Here is a 16229-nt window from a genome sequence, read left to right as displayed (position 1 = left end):
GCCATGACTGCCCTGAGATGTCTGCGTCTGGCCGTAGCGTTGAGCCGGGCCCTCAGCCTCAACAATACGCACCGGCTCCATCGCCGCCTGGCCTGTCACAGCGGGCTCGGCCGCGATGTCCAGCAGGATCAGTGTCCCGTTGTCAGCATCCTGCAGTTGCAGGCGTGTCGGTTCGATGGGCTCACTGGCGCGCAGATAGAGTGCACCACCGGCACTTTGTACCCGCAGGCGTCCGGCGAGTGAAGCAGGCACACCCACGCGGACGTTGCGGTCGATGAACACGATCCGCTCCTGATCCACGACCAGGGGAATCGCCAGGGGCAGGCGTTCCCAGTGCAGGATCTCCACGGCGCGGGCTGCTGGCGACAACACAACGGTGAGCAGCAAACTGAAGGCACAGAGCAGGTGTTTCATGGCGTCACTCCCATAGCGCCACCCAGCCCGCCCGGCGTTGTGCTGGCAGGTGTGACGGGATCGGGGGTGATGATGCGTTGCGGCGCGCCGCTGTAGCAGTCCAGGGCCAGGCCGAAAGGGTTGCGCTCGGGGTCGACGTCCACCCGTACGACCTTGAGCGGGTAACGAACCAGCGCTCGCTTGACCTGTTCGGCGCCGTAGTACTCATCCGCCGTCACATCAAGCGTGACGATCCAGTCGCGGTCGGAAACGACTTTCACCCGCTGGGTCGGGTTCTCGCCGTAGCCACGCCCGGGGATTTCATAGAGGCCTCGTACCCGCTGGCGTAACTCACCTGCCGTACGGCGGTATTCGTAGTCGTTGCGCAGAAAGGTCTGGCAGGCGGGAGTGAAGTAGGGCGCCAGTACATGGATGTTGCGCGCATAGTCTTCGTCACCGTTGGTGGGCCAGCGTTGGAGTTGCTGCCAGATGTAGAACGAGAAGGCGTAGACGCTTTCGGGTGGCACTTCCCACCACTTGCGGGTACTGCCGGAGCGCAGGTCGGGCGGGACGTGCACGGTCAGGTCACGCGGTGCGCTCCACCAGCCGCCGCCCATCAGCAAGGCGATAACAAGTAGTGCGCCAAGCCCCAGCCGCAAGGTCTTGATGTGCGACTGGAGGTGAGTGATTTCGTTCTTGAACCGGCTCACAGTGCCTTGCTCCTGCGCGTGCTCCAGTAACCCGAGCGGATCACTAACGCGTGCGCGCCCACAAAAGACGCTAAGGCTGGATGATGCTGTGCAATACGCCACTGCAGTTGGCGATACAGCCAGGTATCGGGCCTGCCACGTTTCTGGCGACGCAGCATGCCTCCACCGGCAAATACCCCGGCAGCGATGCCCAGCATGATGGCCGTGGGCACGATGGCGATCGTCGAAAATACAAAGGCCAGCGGCACGCCAACCACCAGGCTGCCTGCCGCCGACAGCCCGGCGCAGATCCACAGCTCATCCGCGGTAAGGCCGCGGACGACCACAGGGTGACGGTTGAGACGGTGTGGAAGAAACACTACCGTCCCGTCAGGCCGAATGTCCTGATGCGTGTTCATGGCATGAGTCCTAGAGCACGCCGGTGGCTTCAGTGAGCAGCCAGATACCGACGACCAGCAGGACGGCGCCCACCGCCACCGTCAGGCCGAATTGCCCCCAGGTTTTGCGACCCGTGTGGATCTCGGCATAGGTACCGTAGGCGTGGTAGCAGACGCCGACAAACATCGAGGCGACCACCAGCAAGGCAACGAGCATCACGATGTCGTAACCGTAGTTGCGCAGTGTATCCATGATGCCCGACCCGGTGCCTCGTGACGGATCTTCCAGGGTTGGGAGATCGGCCCGGGCAAGCGAAGACAGCATGGCGAATGCGGAGGCCAGGACGGCCACACGTGCCGAATGCAAGCGATGCGAGAGCGGGTTCATGATGTAAGCCTCTGCGTTAGGAGAGCAGGAAAAAAGTCAGCACGACGTACATCGCGATAAACCTCACCGCGACGCCGAGGAACTGACGCTGGGAAATCCGCTGTTCCGACCAGCCGACATAGGCTGTGCGCAGGGCCCATACGCCCCACAGCAGCAGAGTTGCGAACACGGCGCCGAGCAGTACGCCGGCGACAGCAGAAGGGGTGAAGCCTGCATTGGCCTGAAAGGCGGCAAGCTGGTTGGCGTTCATCGGTCATCCCCCTGTTCGGCGTCCTGGCGGTAATCACCAAGCAGTGCAAAGGGATCGCGTGGCTGTGCACGCTGGGGCGTCAGGTAGTCGTCGATGCCCGACCGCATGCGCTGCAGGTCGGCGTCCAGACGCCGATAGTCGAAGTGATAGCGGGATCGTGACTCGGGGGCGGTGCTGGCGGATTGTTTGGCCAGGCGGTCAAGCAGGTCGAGCTGGCGGGCGACGGCCGCCAGGTGTTCACGCTCATACCCATCGTCAGCTGCGGCGGCGGGCTGAGTGATGACGATACTGGTGAGCAGCAACGCTACGACAGGACGTCGCCATGCGTAAGCCGAATTGTGAAACCTTGCCATGGCGCCATTTCCGATGGACTCGAATGGCTCGATGCTGCGGGGATGGCTGGTGGAAAGCCGCAAACAATGGGGAGTTACTCCTCACCACTTTCCTTACATACATTTTTTCGGTGGTGTTGCGTTGTGCATTCTGAAGAGAGTGGCAGGGGCGACTGTTTCATCGCAGAACAGCTATCTCTTCATCTGTGTCTCTGCGTATCGAAATCGTGGACGCTAAGGGCTGATATCTTGTCAGATTTCACTTTAGCATTCTGCTTGGAGCGCTAATCGCTTACTAGCGCTCCCATGGGATGTTTATTGACAACAGTAACGAGGCGTGAGGTAATTGTTCTTATGGGAACTGATAATAGCCTTAAGCGTTCCTATGAGGATGATAAATGAGTACACCACTGCCGTTACCCGTCGAGCGGGCGCTCCGCAAGCTCGGCAGCGACATTGAGCTTGCACGCAGGCGTCGACGGATTTCACAGGCCTCGCTTGCAGAGCGAATGGGGGCTTCTGTATCCACTGTTCGGCGCATGGAGAAAGGGGATATGCGGGTGCCTATTCATTTCTTCGCCCGCGCCTTGCACGTGTTCGGTGAGGTACAGGCGCTGGCCAACCTGCTGGATACGGCGCACGACGATATCGGGCTGACGCTGATGGATGAACAATTGCCTAAACGTGTACGCAGTAAACCGCCGGCATCGGGGGCATTATGAAATCGGTTACTTCAGTTCGCCAGCAAGTCCAGGTCTGTCTTGGTAAGGCGGGAATAGCTGTTGGCACTCTTATTTACGTCAAGCAGGGGCGCCGCGAGAACACCACCTTTGCCTATGAGCAGGGATGGTTGGGGAATCAGGAGGGGTTCAATGTTTCTGCCGATCTCAGCCTGATCTCGGGTTATCAGCCACGTAGAGCTCCCTCAGCTCACGATTCGGTCTTTCATTTCGCCATTGCCGATACGACACCGGACGCTTGGGGACGCCGGGTCATCGCACGTGACCATGCCAAGCGTCGTAAGGGTAATCCATCGCTCGCGTCGCTGACAGAGATGGACTACCTGCTGGCGGTTGACGATTTCAGCCGGATCGGCGCGCTGAGACTGCGCGATCAGAATGGACAATATTGCCGGACGACTGAAGATGGACGGCGCGCTACACCGCCACTGCTGGAATTGCAGCGCATCTACCAGGCCAGCCGGGCAGTTGAGAAAGGTCAGGAAAGCACTGAAGACTTGCGTTACCTACAGGGCAAAGGCACATCGCTCGGCGGGATGCGCCCCAAGAGCACGGTGGTCGATGAGGATGGCGCACTCGCCATAGGAAAATTCCCAAGCGTGGGCGACACCCGTAGCGTGACGCGCGGCGAAGTGCTGGCCTTATGCTTGGCAAAACAAGCAGGTATCAATGCCGCGCCGGCCCGTATCATAGAGCTGGATGGCGTACCGGTCGCTATCATCCGCCGTTTCGATCGCGATGGTGCTGATGGGCGTATTCCATACCAGTCCGCCGCGTCTTTGCTGCAGGCGTCGCGCGAAGAGGATCGAAGCTATACCGAAATTGCCGATGCTATCCGTTCCGTGGGGCATGCACCGACCGCAGATGTGCAGCAGCTGTGGCGGCGACTGGTGTTTAACCTACTGATCACCAATGTGGATGACCACCTGCAGAACCATGGCTTTCTTCATGTGGAAAAGGGGCTCTGGCGGCTGGCACCGGCATTCGACGTCAATCCCTTCCCGGACAAAGAGCGAGAGTCGAAAACCTGGCTATCGGAGGAGGATGGACCGATCACCGATCTTGAGATGCTGCTGGCGCGGAGCACCTATTTTTCGTTGAGCCGGGAGGATGCGTTGGCCGTGCTGGCAGAAGTGTATGACGCCGTGCTGGACTGGCGGCAGATTGCGCTCAGTGCAGTGGTGGGGTTGCAAGCGAGCGAGTTGGACGATTTTGCTCCAGCGTTTGAGCACGAGCAAATGGAGGCGGCGCAGGCATTACTGGCCTGAAATACCGCTCAGCACTTATAGGTATTTTTTGAAGCTTCCTGCTGCGAGGTCTGTTGCGGCACCTAACAGAATTGCGCAGGGAAGCAAGATAAGAAGCGGGTGTGCGCTGACGGGCAGGGTCAGGTAAAGGACCCAAGGCATGACGGCGAGAGGCATCAGGCTGGCCTTTGCCCGGTGGTAGACAAAGCCTGACTCACGGCCCGCACCAAAGCGCCTGATGTCCCGCCGCACCAGGCCATCGACCAGACCGACGAAAGCCGCCATCAGAAATAGCGGAATGGTCAGTACCAGCACCAGCAGCCGGACGAGGAACACCAGTAGCGTGTACGCACTGGCGATCAGGTAGCTCTCCAGGTACACATAAACCTGACTCAGATAAAAACGGAAATCCCGACCCGTTCCCTGGCTGGGTGAACTGGCTTTGGCGGATGCGTCGCGCATCCAGTCGATGAGCCCGCTTTTGACGAACACCCATTGGTAAGCCGTTTCTACCAGCCAGGACGCGGTTCGTCCCGGTTCCTGCAAGATGGCGCTGCGCATGAAGTGTTGTGAGAGCTGCGTCAGTTCGTAGTCCAGCATGCCTTGCGCATGCCGCCAGCCTTGATCGGCCCAGAACAGGTGCATACCCACGCATTCGATCACGATGGACAGAAACAAAGACCCCAACAGCACGGCCACAAACCGGAATGGCAGTGTGATGATGCCGGTGATCAAACCCTGCTGCTGGGTCTGCTGGCGCTGCGCTGTGTTGGCCGGGTCACTCACGGTTGCGCCTCTTCAGCATCCATTTCGGCGGTCGCCATATGCCGGAACCCGTCAAGCAGGTCATCAGGTAGGGGGGCATCCTGCAGGCCCGGTAGTGCTTTGCTGTCCCACCAGTCACCCGCCTCGGCGTAGTGTTGGCGCATGTACCCAGCAAGCTGCTGCAGGTCCCTAGGCATCACTTCGTCAGGGTCGGGTGCCGGCAGCGGCATGCGAATCTTCCAGAGGTTGCCGCCTTCGATCAGTGCAAAGCACTGCCCCTTGGGCAGGCCGACAACATGGGCGGGTTCGATCAGGGGCACACTCGTCGTCGTGATGCGGTCCTGGGTGTTGCTGGTAAAATCGGTCTTGCCGTGAATGTCGGAGCTGTCGGTGGCGCCGCTCATCAATGAGGTGGTGTATACCTCAACTTTCGGCAATTGCTTCGTGAGTAACTCGGCGGTCGCAGTTTCCCGCACCCTCAACATGAACAGGTTGTTGAAGTTACCGACCACCTGACCGGCTTTGGCGCGGTTGCCGATACGCGCTTCAATGTCACTGAGCGTTTGCGTGTAGGCCGTGACCTGGAGACCGGCACCGCCGCCTTTGTTGACCATGGGGATGAACTCATCACCCATCAGTTCGTTGAACTCGTCGGCGTGCACGTTGATCGGTACTTTGACCCCAGACGCCGTGCCGGGTAGACCATCGTCAATTCCGAACTTGTAGATGTGTCCAGCGACCGACACCAAGTCACTGAACATGCTGTTGCCCACGGCGGCTGAAACCTCGGCATCCGAGAGCGCATCCAGGCCCACATACACCACGGCCTTCTTCCGGATAATCTGCATCCAGTCGAAAATGGGCCGGGGATCGGCCAGATCGGCATAGTCCGGGGCCAGCAACTGAGAAATCTTGCCGGTCGTGAGTTTTTCCAGCAGGGGCAGCAACGAGGCGACGATCTTGTCGAAGTAGGTGCGGTCGTAGCGCACGGCAGACCTGAGCCCGTCCAGCACCGGATCGTAGACCCTGACCTGTGACAGGTATTGTTCGAGCGCAATGACGCGCTTCTCGCGGCCGATCATGTTGCGGGGAATGTTCTTGTCGTTGAGCCTGGCCTCGATCTGCACGATGACTTCCCAGGCCTTCGGCTCGTTGCTAGCGAAGTAGTGCTGGGCGTATTCGATAAACAAGGCGTCGATGTTCACCACGTGCCGCTGGATCAGCAGGTAGTCGGGCCGCTGCCCCAGCTCGACGAGTGCACGGGCGATGATGTTGACGAAGCGCCAGGCGAACTCGCGAAACGCCGCGGAATTACCCTCGCCGGAGAGTTGACCGGCAATGCGCGTGGCCACCTCGCTGGTGCGACCAAACCGTCCCACGGCGTTGTAACGGGCGGAAATATCTGGCCAGCCGAGGTGAAAAACATAGAACTCGCCCTCGCGCCCGGCGCGTTTGGCCTCGACATACATGCGCTTGAGCAGGTCCGCATCGCCTTTGGGGTCGAAGACGATGACCACTTCGTGCTCGCCAACTGCGTTACGCCGCCGGATGTCCTGGGTGATGAACAGCTCGGCGAGTCTTGTTTTGCCCACCCGCGTGGTTCCCAGGACGAGTGAATGCCCAACCCGTTCCCCTAGCGGAAGCGTGACGTCCACCTCATGCGGTTCAATGCCATGCAGGCGCGGCATGCCACCGACTGGAGGTAGCGGCCGCGCCGGATTAAATGGGCTGTCCCAGGCCGTCAGTCGGGCAAGCTTTGAGAGTGGAAAGGGTGCGAATTCCAGTCGCTCTTCCAGGCGGCGGGCGATGCGGTAGGCGGCCGTGGGCTCCACATAGCGACGAAACTCGGGGCGGTACGTTTGCATCAGCCGATGCGTGTGCCGTTGATCCCAGCGAAACCCCCGACCGATGAACAGGCGCTGCTGACTGACCGGCACAGCGCGGCTGGTCATCACGTACTTCGGCAGACGGCGGATGTTGCGCCGATAGCGCAGAATGAACCGAGCCTCACGGAGCCGAATAATGCCAAACACCAGGAACGCCAGGGCTGATCCCAGGCCCAGCAGTGGATTTAACGCGAGTGACCATGGCGCCACTAGGCACAGAAGCGCGGCGGCGGCGCAGACGGCCACCGTGTACAACTCCACCGCTGACCGTAGCAGGACTTCCACCGCATGAGGCTGGGCCATGGCGAGCGGCTCACTGCTCAATGCCGGTGGCAGTGACCAGCACGGGGTAATGGCGCAACCCCAGGCGTTCTGCGAGATCGTCGCCCGATACCGGCGATAGTGTCAGGCCCGGGACCAGCCCGCGCAAGGTGGCAAGGGCGTCGGCAGATGCCACGTTGACGACCAGGCCGACCGCATTCAATTCGCCCAGGATTGCTGCACGCTCGCGTAACCATTGGCGCGAGCGGTCGTCATCGCCGACCAGAAACATTGGCCGCAGCCCGGAGGCCTGGATGACCCTGCGCGGCTCCTCCCCCGGCGACAGCCGCCCGGAACGAACCGGCAGCATGTCTGTTTCGCTGAAACGTTGCTGTGAAGGATGAGGTGCGGAGAGGGAAGGGGCCAACGGCTGGTCCTGGCGTGGCCGCAGATTCAGTGATTGGTAGTAGGGCCATGCCGAAACACCGCCACGGTCTTCGACCACGATCAACGAGGGGGCGTCCGCGAGCGCTCCCCTGGTGGCCAGGCATAGCAGGCCGAACAGCGATGGGGCGGCGATTCGCAGAGGAGGATGGAGCCTCATAGTGGTTTTCTCTTGGGGGAGTTTTCAGCGAGGGCGCCGCCGAGCACGCGCTGCAGGTGCTTGTGCACACTCATGCGGTAGCGGGCGGCCGGTGCCCCTCCGGCCGGGCGGTGGTAGCGTCCAATGGCGAGCAGCCAGTCCTCGCCGTCGGTGTGCTGTTCGCGCAGAATTTCCGCGGCGATAGCGAGGTTGCGATACGGATCCAGTAGTTCGCAGGGTTGTTGGTAACGGTGCTTCTGATAACCCAGATTGACCTGACCGAGTCCGGCATCGACGCGTGAGGGGGGAGCCGTCCGCAGCGCCTTTTGCAGACCTGCACAGGCATCGGCGCGGGAACTGAAACGGCGCGGTGCGCCCGCCACATTCAGGGTCCAGGGCCACGGCACTATCCGGCCATCGCGCTGCAGCCCGCTCTCCTGCAACGCCACCGCATACAGCACTGCAGAAGGAATGCCAGCCCGGTGCGCGGCGATCTGGTACGCCGGCGGCGGCACTTCCTGCGCGCCGGCGGAGGCGATTATGGCCATCCAGCCCAGTACCACGAGCCGATGACGCCAGCGGGTCACTGCCGTTGCCATTGGCCATTGACCTGCCGCACAACGGCAGGCAGGTCCCCCGGCAGGCCCAAAGACAGCCAGCGACCGGCATCGTGGTTGAGCGTGATTGAACCGTTGCGTACGCGATCTGGATTGATCCTGGCGCGTTTTGCCCAGTCGCGAATGAGCGCGTCGTTGGCGCGGCTGCCAACCATGTAGAGGTCGAAGCCGACATCGGATACCTGCAACTGCTGAACCGCCAGGCCACAGGGCGCGCAGCCGTCCTTGATGAACACGGCGATGCGGTCGGTGCTGTTGGCTGTGGTGGAGGAATTGCGTGGAGTATGGCCGGGCAGGGTGACACGTTGCATGCCCGGGTGCAGGCGTTGCCAGGCGGCGTCGTAGGCCTGCTGGTATGCCAGCGTCTTTTCGACGCGGCGGGCTTCAACCTGAACCTGCAACTCGGCATAGCGGTCGCGTTCTTCCTCGGAGCGCGCTTCGATGCCGAGTGCGGTCAATGGGTCGAGGTTGGGCGAAAAAAGGCCCAGCGGTCCCTGCATCAATTGGCGATAGCGAGCCCATTCTTCCGTGTGCAACCCCCAGTCACGGGCCTGTTGTTCGTCGCTGACGCGTGAGGTCGCTGTTTGTTCCTCGCTGGGCGAGACGGTAGAGGCGATCGTGCGAGCGTTTTGTGCGATCACCGGAGAGTTAAAGAAGGCGATCAGGCTCAGCGTTAACGCGCGGAAAACAAGATTGCTGTTCATCCGGAGCCCCTATGGCAGCGTCAATCGATGCGTCTGACCGTCGTTCTCGCGCTGGAACACGGCGGTCTGGCCATCGATGGCTTGCAGGCGCCAGCCGCTGTCGGTCTCACCGGGACGCAGGACGCGCATCTCGGAAAAGGCGGCATTGCCAGTTGGCAGAATCGACAGGAATCGTTCGCCGCCGCGAAGCTCCGTTCCCATAACCGTGAACGGTAGGTTTGCTGTTTGGATTGGCTTTGTGGGGTGTGTCACACGGGTGCGCACCGGTACTGGAGTCGTCTGGTTGGGTTTATCCAGACGGGAGGTCAACTGGTCGATGCGTGTTTCCAGAGAAGACAGGCTGGCTGCTGTCAGACGCTGGTCGAGCCCGCTTTCGACGGCGGTCATTCGTTGCTCAAGTGTTTTGCTATCAGCCTCATAACGGGCTTGGGTCAAGGCGACAGGCCGTTTCTGCAGAACGTCGAGGCGCTGGTTCAGATCAGTCAGTCGGGCTTCCAAGGCAACAACCTGGCTGGCCTGAGCGTTGGCGCTGGCCTGGGTGGCCAGACTCGACAGTGAGACATGGTTGACGATCGTGGCTGCGCTAGTGAGGACCAGCCATGTGATACCTGCTGCACGCAACAGCATGCTGCGGGAAACGGCTGTGGTGGATTGAGATCCCGTCATGGCCTGGCCTCCGTTTTCAATGGAGGCCGCGCTATGCCGACAGGGGCGACTGGTCCGGATTGGGGAAGGGCGCCATCGGTGGTGGGCTGTGCTGCGTGTGTGAAGCAGATCCGGCGTGCGCCGTCGTCGACTTCCAGATCCCAGGCAGGACCGGCCAGCGTGAGCAGCGCATCACGCAACAACAGCGGACCCAGTCGGTAATGCGAAGCCGGTAGCGGGAGCGCATTCAGCGCTGCGATATCACTGCTGGAACACAACTGGTAGCCAGAACGGAGCAGGACATGACGCAGGGCGTCCCCAACGGTGGCTGTGCGTGTCTCGGGAACGGCCACATCGACGACCTGAAGCAGCAGGTCCTGTTGCGCTGATGCCGGGGCCAACTCGACCAGGGTGTACCGGCCATAACGCACCACCGGGATGAACTCCGGCATCCAGCGCGCGGACGCGCTGGGACCTTTCTTTGCGGGTTCTGCCGGAGTGGGCGGGGTAGGCGCGGATGCCGTCGTGCAACCGGCCAGAGCGGTTGTCATCAGCAGGCAGAGTAAGACCTTGCTGGGGTGATTTTGGCTGAATGCTGGCATCGGTCGATTCTCTGGAGCGTGGAACCGACACCATCGCCTCACAAGGCCGGTGCATCAGCAAACAATAGGATTCGCCGAGTCACCAGATTGATCATGGCCTTGGCCGCGCTCGGAAACTCTGCCTTAGGCCAAGGGGAACAGGGGCCGAGTTAGGCCCCCGGGCGGTGAAAAAAGTGACTGACCGGTACTGGCGACCGGAAGTCGGTAGATAATGGCAAGAGCGGCCTCAGCGTTCCGACGGTAGCCGGATCATGGTGGCACTGCGGTCGGCCTCGGACATGATGCTAAGGCTGATTTCGCGGGTGACCACGTAGAATGAATTGAGCTGCCCGTCGATCTTCAGCGCGGCGTTGTTGGCGTACCATGTCTCGTCGGAAACCTGGCCCCAGTCACCACGCGCATGACGTTGAAAGAACGGCATTGGATCAAGGCGACCTTCACGCATCAGGCGATCGACGCCCTTGCTGAAGATCAACGCGCCAACCGGAAACAACAGCTTGGAGTGGCGGCGGTGGTATCTGGATGAATGTGCCATGGAAGTTTCCTTGTTGAGGACCACAGCACCCTTGGGGGGATGGGCCCCAACAGGTGGATAAACCGACAATCTCGGCCTTCAGGGGGCAACTGCCTCGACGAGTAATTGAATGGTCGTGAGACTGCGTTGCTCGTCAGTGATAACCACCAACGCTAAATCACCACTGATGGCACGGTGCTCCTTGGGCGGAGAAGGGCTGCGCGGAGCGCAGATGTGGGAGGTATCGAAGGTTCATGCTAAAGCTCCTTTGGGATAAAGAAGTCGGTCCGTGGATGCGCAGTAGCGGTTGGATGGCGGATGCATGGGGCATGGTGATGTCCTTACGAAGAAGCAGGGACGGCACCAGCCCGCGAGGCCAGTACAGTCCCTTGGGGATTGAAGAGCGCTCTGGCAGGAGCGATGTGTGAGAATCGCTGACTCTGCCCGGAGTGGGCAAAGTCAGCGAGCGGTCAAGCTTTGAGCTGTCGCAAACCTTCGGCCAGCAACCACAATGCCCGATTGAGGCGTACGTTTTGATCGATGCCTTGCACCGGGCGTGTGCGTTGATGACGACCGTTGGCAGTCCGGCCGGACAGACCTCCTTTGACCAGATTTTCCTGTACTCGGTTAAACACCGACCACAGATCCGTGCGTTGGTCATCGAACCGGCGTGTCGCCAACACCTGGCTTTCAGTGATCGGCAGCACCTTGTCCGGGCTGTCGTACTTGAGCATCAGTGCCGAGCGCGCAAAGACCTCTGCTTCGCCATCGTCGAGCGTGATAGCTCGCATGGCTTCGTGGGAGTCCTGTACTTGGTCGAAGCCACGCAGGACTTCATAGGCGCCCTCGATGACATGTTCCGTCACGTTGCCCTTGTGAGGCACACGGACGTCACCGACGATGTTGCCGCACACCAGACCGTTTTGGCAGACAAAGCGGAACATACCCGCCAGCATCTGATAGCTGCTCGTACCGTCGTGACTATTGAGCAAGATAATTTCATTGGCCTCTTTGCCATTGATCTGGCTCGCATGACGAAGCCGGAGCATGTGCTTGGTGAATTCACGACGGTCTTCGTGACGCACGCGGGTCTGGCACACCATGAAGGGCTCGAACCCTTCATCGCGTAGTTTCGCCAGTACAGCGCAGGTCGGTATGTAGCTGTACCGCTCGGAACGGCTTTCATGCGGGTTTTCCGCGAAGATGGAAGGGGCGACTGCGCGGATCTGGTCATCCGACAGCGGATGATCAGCACGTAGCACGGGGGAACGTGATGCAAAACGAGAGGCAAGTTGCATGACAAACTCCTTGAAAATTGAGCAGCCGACAACGACTGGCTAGGAGCCAGGCGAGCACGAGTGCATAGGACAAAAAGCCCCGCGATGCAGGGGCTGGACGAAAATTGGCAGGAAGAAGCCTATCTGCATGTCGGTCGTACCGATGCGGATGGATACGCCAATGGCGTAATAACCCATTAGGCAATGAAGGAAGGCCGGGGCTTATGTTGGCCCGATATCAACCGCACGAGGGTTGAATCGAAGGACCACCCCGGCGTTACGGATCAGAACGACTCGGCCAGTGCCGGTGTTTGTGCATCGGTGGCTTTGTCGACAGGTTCTGCAACAGGCTCGGAGGTTTCCGAAGCGGGTGCTTCTTGGCTGACAGGCGTTTCGGAAGCCGCAGGGGCTTGCGATTTGCTTTCATCGGCCTTGGTCGATTTCGGCTCGGCCTTGTAAACCAAAGTACTGTCGACCTTGATCCAACTGATGAACAGCAGACGGGCCTTGAGGCTCACTCCCTGTTCGCCTGCACGTTTACCTTTGGTGTAGGTGAACGTATCAGCCCACAGGTCGCTGAGTCGGAACCCGATCATCACTTTCTTCTCCGCCTCGACGGCCTCGATGCAGCGACGAACCAGGTGTTGTGCTTCCGAGCCCGATACGCGCGTATCAAAACGCACGTACGAGACGTCGTCGCTCGGACCATTGAGCGCTGCGATATCGCAGGCCAGGAACGGATCACCTTTCTTTGGCTTCACTTCGCGAACGCGATTGAGATAACCGAGGCCGGTGATGTGAAGATCGAAAAAGGTTTTTTCGGATGAAGTGGTCATGGTGAATCTCCAGACTTGCAGGACAAGAGTGCGGAGACACACCGACCCGGACGGGAGGTGTGTAACCCCCGCGTGGGTTGATGGATCCTGGGATCCGGTACAACTAGACTGGCATCACCATCGAAGACTCGATGGGCGTTCGCATCTGGGATGCCGAGTGCGAACTGGATTGATCAACGCGGACGGAACCGCGCCGTAGTCTTGAAGATCGTGACCACCTGGGCATGTTGCTGACAACGTCAGCGGAACACGGCTGTAACGTGGCACCCGTGCGATGTGCCCGCTACCGGAAATCGGTACTGGCGCGCATCCCCATTGTTCAGTCACCACAAAAACAGGCGATGGACGCTTCGTCGGAATCGAGCATGTCGCGCTGGTGGGCGGTGAATCGGGCTAGGTCGGCATAGCTCGGGTCATCGTGGCGAAAGCGCGCGCCGCTGGGTTTGCTGGCAAGATTCAAAGACTCCATACGTATCCACCAGACGGCGGACCCCGGTTTGGCCTTGATCAGTGCCAGCCGCTGTCCCTGTGGCTTGAGAAAGCACAGGTCGCAGTTGCCTTCGAGCGTGCGGCCGTTCACGGTCAGCAATTCCAGATCGAAGGGCTGGGCCTGCCAGAAGGCGGTCACCTCGCGCACGCCAGCCTCGGCCAACGGCATGCACATCGTCTCTCGCTGGACTCTGTGGAATGACTGCGCGTCCTGATCTTCGCCACGCGGTGCTGCTCGTCAGCCCGGATGCCGATGAACTGATCCCAATCGGTCCAACCCAAACTGCTTACGAACTTGTGCATTGCACGGATTTTCAGGGAGGTGGTGCAACCCAGAGCTACCGGGTTGGGCAGGTGCTGGCGCTTGCGGATTAGCGCCTCGAAGGGTTCGCCTTGCCGGCTGGCGTTTGCGAAATTGACCACCGCGAAGCCGGGCAACGCATCGCGATATTCGAGCCATTGGATCGGCACCTGCCACCGTACGCTGCACTCGCGTACGAAACGCAGCGTGGCCTCCACTTCCTTGCCGGTGTTGGCGAAGCAGACTACGGTATCCGCAGGCAGGCCCGCATTGGCTGCAGCACTCGCCACAGCATGTAGGCGCTGGTGCGACCGCCGCTGAAACTGATACAGGTGGGTTGGTCAATCTTGAATGGGTCGCGCATGTGAGCTGTCTCCAGGCTGGCGTGCCGGCAGGCACCGACGACAGAAGGAACTCCTTGTGAAAGGAACGAGAGACAGGCATGCGGTCACATGGCCGTTGTTCAGAAAAGGCCCCCGGATGGAGCAATGCTGTTCACTTAAGCGGAGCAGCGTTGCGATCCACTGGATATCGGGTTTTAGACATCTTCACTGCCCTGGGTCTCGACGGCCTGGGGCATTTTTTTATGAACAGCGTGCCGATGCTGCCGCGCAGCTCCTTCAATCTTCGTGGTGTGTGCGAGGGCGACAACACCGCTGCCATAACAACCAAGTGGCTGGCAATAAACTGGCAGGCAAATTTGAAACTGATCTCGCAAGGCGCCCGCTGGTGGGCCACGGCGGCCTGACTGGCTTCTCTACGCACGACGTTGTAACCGAGTAGCAATCCCCACAACTCCTGATACACCAAGTCCACGGTTTTGCTTCGAAGCGTCAAGGCGTTGTCCTGCATTGAACTTTTGATATCCCTGAACCCCAGTTCAATTTCCCAGCGTTCGTGGTACAGCGTAGCCACTTGTTCAGCACTGAACTGCTCGGAGGGCAAAGAGGTGAATACCGTTTTCTCTTTTCCTTGGATTTCGTAGGTCACCGCTCGAACCTGCCAGTGCTCCGGCAGCGTCGGATTTTTCTTTCGAGCCTGAGGCGAGACGCGCATTTGAAGAAGGCGATCCCCGTCGCCGTACCGCAGCAGTTCTGTGGACACAAGGCCTTTTCGCTCTGGAATAAGCCAGTGCCGATTGGCCGCACCGTTCTGGATGTTCAATAGCAAGTCGGCGCTGAAGAACCCTTTATCCAGCAAGGTGACCGAGTGAGCGGGAATCGCCTCGACAAACTCGGCAGCCAAGGGGATTTCCCCGCGACGATATGGACTGATGGCCGCATTGGCGAGTACATGAGAACGGACATTCATCAAGGCCACCAGACGCAGGACCGGGTACGGTGTTTGTCGTTCGCTGGAGGTATTGCCTGCCCCGAAGTGATCACGCAGTTGCGGTGTTTCCTGGGTTCGAAACAACGCACCATCGACGGCAAAGACTTGCAGTTCATGCCAGTGGTCTTTCGGGTAACGCTCATAACCCCAGACATTTGCGCACTGCTGGAAGAGCCACGAAGCGGGTTCTTTACCCAGACGCTGCCTGGCTTTGGAGAGAGCGCTGTTGGCCAGAAGCACTTCGTTGGCCAAGCCCTTGGAGCAGATATTAAGGCGGCGAGCGACCTCGGCAATCGGTTCGCCGCGAAAGAAAGCCATGCCCACCACCAGCCATAAAACCAGGTCGGAAGGTAATCGGCGACGGCGAATGCTGGCTTGCTCAGCTAATGTCGCCGCAGCCTCTATCCATTCCACTGGGATGTGTTCCGCCAAGACATCCAATCGAGCAAGGGACTGTCCGGCAGTTTCCAAAACAGTGTTCAAATCCTGGGCAATAGACAAAAAAAATCCGGAATCCTTATCGAATTCCGGATTTTCCAGCGGTTCAAGGATTAGTCAACAATCCTTAAGTGAACAGCATTGCCCGGATGGAGGCCTTGTGATCAGGTGGTGAGCTAGCCTTTACCAGGCTTGGACGCAACGGCTTGCAGCGAAAGCTGTGTCGGCGTGGCCGACAACTCAAGATCGTCTTCACTGTTGAGGATGCGGGTGAAGACAGCATCGTGAGGATCAAGAAACTCCCCGAAGTCATCCCCGCCAAGCTCGGTGCGGGCGAGTTCCCACCAGTCATCGAATGGATCGATGTCGGGATCGCAGCCAACGGCGTAGGCCAGCAGTTTTTGCTGCCCATCGGGTGTACGCTCGCCGAACTCGGCCAGGAAATACACCCCATGATCCTTGGCGAGGATGAGGCGGCCCTTGTGAGCGATTGCCTCGGCCAGCACGGGACGCAAATTTGTACCTTTGAATCGCAACATGGT

20 protein-coding genes and 1 pseudogene are annotated in these 16229 nt (G+C 59.9%); 2 read left to right on the top strand and 19 right to left on the bottom strand.

All coding sequences use genetic code 11. The annotated features are described in order from the left end of the window. The 6 genes from GIW04_RS04515 to GIW04_RS04490 all read right to left on the bottom strand — a co-directional run. On the bottom strand, positions 1–414 hold a 414-nt coding region (locus GIW04_RS04515), incomplete at its 3' end, for a TIGR03749 family integrating conjugative element protein (protein WP_236478935.1). Then, positions 411–1103 (bottom strand): PFL_4703 family integrating conjugative element protein, encoded by a 693-nt coding sequence (locus tag GIW04_RS04510; protein WP_057005367.1) that lies wholly within the window; start codon positions 1101–1103, stop codon positions 411–413. The genes GIW04_RS04515 and GIW04_RS04510, both read right to left, overlap by 4 nt. Further along, positions 1100–1501 carry a TIGR03750 family conjugal transfer protein gene (locus GIW04_RS04505; RefSeq protein WP_057005366.1) on the bottom strand — a complete coding sequence of 134 codons (402 nt, stop codon included), beginning with the start codon at positions 1499–1501 and terminating at the stop codon, positions 1100–1102. The genes GIW04_RS04510 and GIW04_RS04505 overlap by 4 nt, the downstream gene beginning before the upstream one ends. A gap of 10 nt (positions 1502–1511) precedes the next feature. Further along, positions 1512–1868 (bottom strand): TIGR03745 family integrating conjugative element membrane protein, encoded by a 357-nt coding sequence (locus GIW04_RS04500; RefSeq protein ID WP_057005365.1) that lies wholly within the window; start codon positions 1866–1868, stop codon positions 1512–1514. 16 nt (positions 1869–1884) lie between these two features. After that, positions 1885–2118 (bottom strand): TIGR03758 family integrating conjugative element protein, encoded by a 234-nt coding sequence (locus GIW04_RS04495; protein ID WP_057005364.1) that lies wholly within the window; start codon positions 2116–2118, stop codon positions 1885–1887. After that, positions 2115–2471: an integrative conjugative element protein, RAQPRD family gene (locus GIW04_RS04490; RefSeq protein ID WP_057005363.1), complete on the bottom strand. Its 357-nt coding sequence runs from the start codon at positions 2469–2471 to the stop codon at positions 2115–2117. The genes GIW04_RS04495 and GIW04_RS04490 overlap by 4 nt, the downstream gene beginning before the upstream one ends. Before the next feature lie 377 nt (positions 2472–2848). Here GIW04_RS04490 and GIW04_RS04485 point away from each other — a divergent pair, with 377 nt between their 5' ends. After that, on the top strand, positions 2849–3172 hold the full coding sequence (locus tag GIW04_RS04485) for a helix-turn-helix domain-containing protein (RefSeq protein ID WP_024718120.1): 324 nt from the start codon (positions 2849–2851) through the stop codon (positions 3170–3172). Then, positions 3169–4458: a type II toxin-antitoxin system HipA family toxin gene (locus GIW04_RS04480; RefSeq protein WP_057005362.1), complete on the top strand. Its 1290-nt coding sequence runs from the start codon at positions 3169–3171 to the stop codon at positions 4456–4458. The genes GIW04_RS04485 and GIW04_RS04480 overlap by 4 nt, the downstream gene beginning before the upstream one ends. 15 nt (positions 4459–4473) lie before the next feature. Here GIW04_RS04480 and GIW04_RS04475 read toward each other — a convergent pair whose 3' ends face one another. From GIW04_RS04475 to GIW04_RS04415, 13 genes and pseudogenes are all read right to left on the bottom strand, one after another. Continuing rightward, positions 4474–5223 carry a TIGR03747 family integrating conjugative element membrane protein gene (locus GIW04_RS04475; protein WP_057005361.1) on the bottom strand — a complete coding sequence of 250 codons (750 nt, stop codon included), beginning with the start codon at positions 5221–5223 and terminating at the stop codon, positions 4474–4476. Continuing rightward, the gene (gene traD, locus GIW04_RS04470; RefSeq protein WP_057005360.1) at positions 5220–7391 is read right to left on the bottom strand and encodes a type IV conjugative transfer system coupling protein TraD; all 2172 of its coding nucleotides are present in this window, start codon (positions 7389–7391) and stop codon (positions 5220–5222) included. The genes GIW04_RS04475 and traD overlap by 4 nt, the downstream gene beginning before the upstream one ends. Positions 7392–7401: 10 nt before the next feature. Then, the gene (locus GIW04_RS04465; RefSeq protein ID WP_057005359.1) at positions 7402–7953 is read right to left on the bottom strand and encodes an integrating conjugative element protein; all 552 of its coding nucleotides are present in this window, start codon (positions 7951–7953) and stop codon (positions 7402–7404) included. Then, the gene (locus GIW04_RS04460; protein ID WP_235000080.1) at positions 7950–8480 is read right to left on the bottom strand and encodes a transglycosylase SLT domain-containing protein; all 531 of its coding nucleotides are present in this window, start codon (positions 8478–8480) and stop codon (positions 7950–7952) included. The genes GIW04_RS04465 and GIW04_RS04460 overlap by 4 nt, the downstream gene beginning before the upstream one ends. A 35-nt stretch (positions 8481–8515) precedes the next feature. Further along, positions 8516–9253 (bottom strand): TIGR03759 family integrating conjugative element protein, encoded by a 738-nt coding sequence (locus tag GIW04_RS04455; RefSeq protein WP_057005357.1) that lies wholly within the window; start codon positions 9251–9253, stop codon positions 8516–8518. A gap of 9 nt (positions 9254–9262) precedes the next feature. Next, positions 9263–9919: a hypothetical protein gene (locus GIW04_RS04450; protein ID WP_057005356.1), complete on the bottom strand. Its 657-nt coding sequence runs from the start codon at positions 9917–9919 to the stop codon at positions 9263–9265. Further along, on the bottom strand, positions 9916–10500 hold the full coding sequence (gene pilL2 / locus GIW04_RS04445) for a PFGI-1 class ICE element type IV pilus protein PilL2 (RefSeq protein WP_057005355.1): 585 nt from the start codon (positions 10498–10500) through the stop codon (positions 9916–9918). The genes GIW04_RS04450 and pilL2 overlap by 4 nt, the downstream gene beginning before the upstream one ends. A 226-nt stretch (positions 10501–10726) precedes the next feature. Beyond that, positions 10727–11035, bottom strand: a complete 309-nt coding sequence (locus GIW04_RS04440; RefSeq protein ID WP_024718111.1) for a hypothetical protein — start codon at positions 11033–11035, stop codon at positions 10727–10729. A gap of 449 nt (positions 11036–11484) precedes the next feature. Further along, the gene (locus tag GIW04_RS04435) at positions 11485–12312 is read right to left on the bottom strand and encodes a DUF932 domain-containing protein (protein ID WP_057005354.1); all 828 of its coding nucleotides are present in this window, start codon (positions 12310–12312) and stop codon (positions 11485–11487) included. A gap of 263 nt (positions 12313–12575) precedes the next feature. Beyond that, positions 12576–13127 (bottom strand): STY4534 family ICE replication protein, encoded by a 552-nt coding sequence (locus tag GIW04_RS04430; RefSeq protein ID WP_057005353.1) that lies wholly within the window; start codon positions 13125–13127, stop codon positions 12576–12578. Positions 13128–13446: 319 nt separating this feature from the next. Beyond that, positions 13447–14281 (bottom strand): annotated as a pseudogene (locus GIW04_RS04425) (phosphoadenosine phosphosulfate reductase domain-containing protein). Positions 14282–14412: 131 nt separating this feature from the next. After that, the gene (locus GIW04_RS04420) at positions 14413–15750 is read right to left on the bottom strand and encodes an IS4 family transposase (protein ID WP_082643881.1); all 1338 of its coding nucleotides are present in this window, start codon (positions 15748–15750) and stop codon (positions 14413–14415) included. Positions 15751–15863: 113 nt separating this feature from the next. After that, positions 15864–16226, bottom strand: coding sequence for a DUF3085 domain-containing protein (locus GIW04_RS04415; protein WP_057005352.1), 363 nt, complete (start codon positions 16224–16226; stop codon positions 15864–15866). Between the last annotated feature and the right edge of the window lie 3 nt (positions 16227–16229).

The sequence above is a fragment of the Pseudomonas sp. PA-4-8C genome, assembly GCF_021606625.1.
GTDB classification, from domain to species: domain Bacteria; phylum Pseudomonadota; class Gammaproteobacteria; order Pseudomonadales; family Pseudomonadaceae; genus Aquipseudomonas; species Aquipseudomonas lactis.
The sequence above is the reverse complement of the archived record's forward strand: the minus strand, read 5'-3'. Positions and strand labels throughout refer to the sequence as shown.

Bases quoted from the DNA above. Each gene is read 5' to 3' on its own strand.
- GIW04_RS04505 (WP_057005366.1), bottom strand. From the start codon at position 1,501: ATGAACACGCATCAGGACATTCGGCCTGACGGGACGGTAGTGTTTCTT.
- GIW04_RS04500 (WP_057005365.1), bottom strand. From the start codon at position 1,868: ATGAACCCGCTCTCGCATCGCTTGCATTCGGCACGTGTGGCCGTCCTG.
- GIW04_RS04495 (WP_057005364.1), bottom strand. From the start codon at position 2,118: ATGAACGCCAACCAGCTTGCCGCCTTTCAGGCCAATGCAGGCTTCACC.
- GIW04_RS04490 (WP_057005363.1), bottom strand. From the start codon at position 2,471: ATGGCAAGGTTTCACAATTCGGCTTACGCATGGCGACGTCCTGTCGTA.
- GIW04_RS04485 (WP_024718120.1), top strand. From the start codon at position 2,849: ATGAGTACACCACTGCCGTTACCCGTCGAGCGGGCGCTCCGCAAGCTC.
- GIW04_RS04480 (WP_057005362.1), top strand. From the start codon at position 3,169: ATGAAATCGGTTACTTCAGTTCGCCAGCAAGTCCAGGTCTGTCTTGGT.
- traD (WP_057005360.1), bottom strand. From the start codon at position 7,391: ATGGCCCAGCCTCATGCGGTGGAAGTCCTGCTACGGTCAGCGGTGGAG.
- GIW04_RS04465 (WP_057005359.1), bottom strand. From the start codon at position 7,953: ATGAGGCTCCATCCTCCTCTGCGAATCGCCGCCCCATCGCTGTTCGGC.
- GIW04_RS04460 (WP_235000080.1), bottom strand. From the start codon at position 8,480: ATGGCCATAATCGCCTCCGCCGGCGCGCAGGAAGTGCCGCCGCCGGCG.
- GIW04_RS04455 (WP_057005357.1), bottom strand. From the start codon at position 9,253: ATGAACAGCAATCTTGTTTTCCGCGCGTTAACGCTGAGCCTGATCGCC.
- GIW04_RS04450 (WP_057005356.1), bottom strand. From the start codon at position 9,919: ATGACGGGATCTCAATCCACCACAGCCGTTTCCCGCAGCATGCTGTTG.
- pilL2 (WP_057005355.1), bottom strand. From the start codon at position 10,500: ATGCCAGCATTCAGCCAAAATCACCCCAGCAAGGTCTTACTCTGCCTG.
- GIW04_RS04440 (WP_024718111.1), bottom strand. From the start codon at position 11,035: ATGGCACATTCATCCAGATACCACCGCCGCCACTCCAAGCTGTTGTTT.
- GIW04_RS04435 (WP_057005354.1), bottom strand. From the start codon at position 12,312: ATGCAACTTGCCTCTCGTTTTGCATCACGTTCCCCCGTGCTACGTGCT.
- GIW04_RS04430 (WP_057005353.1), bottom strand. From the start codon at position 13,127: ATGACCACTTCATCCGAAAAAACCTTTTTCGATCTTCACATCACCGGC.
- GIW04_RS04415 (WP_057005352.1), bottom strand. From the start codon at position 16,226: ATGTTGCGATTCAAAGGTACAAATTTGCGTCCCGTGCTGGCCGAGGCA.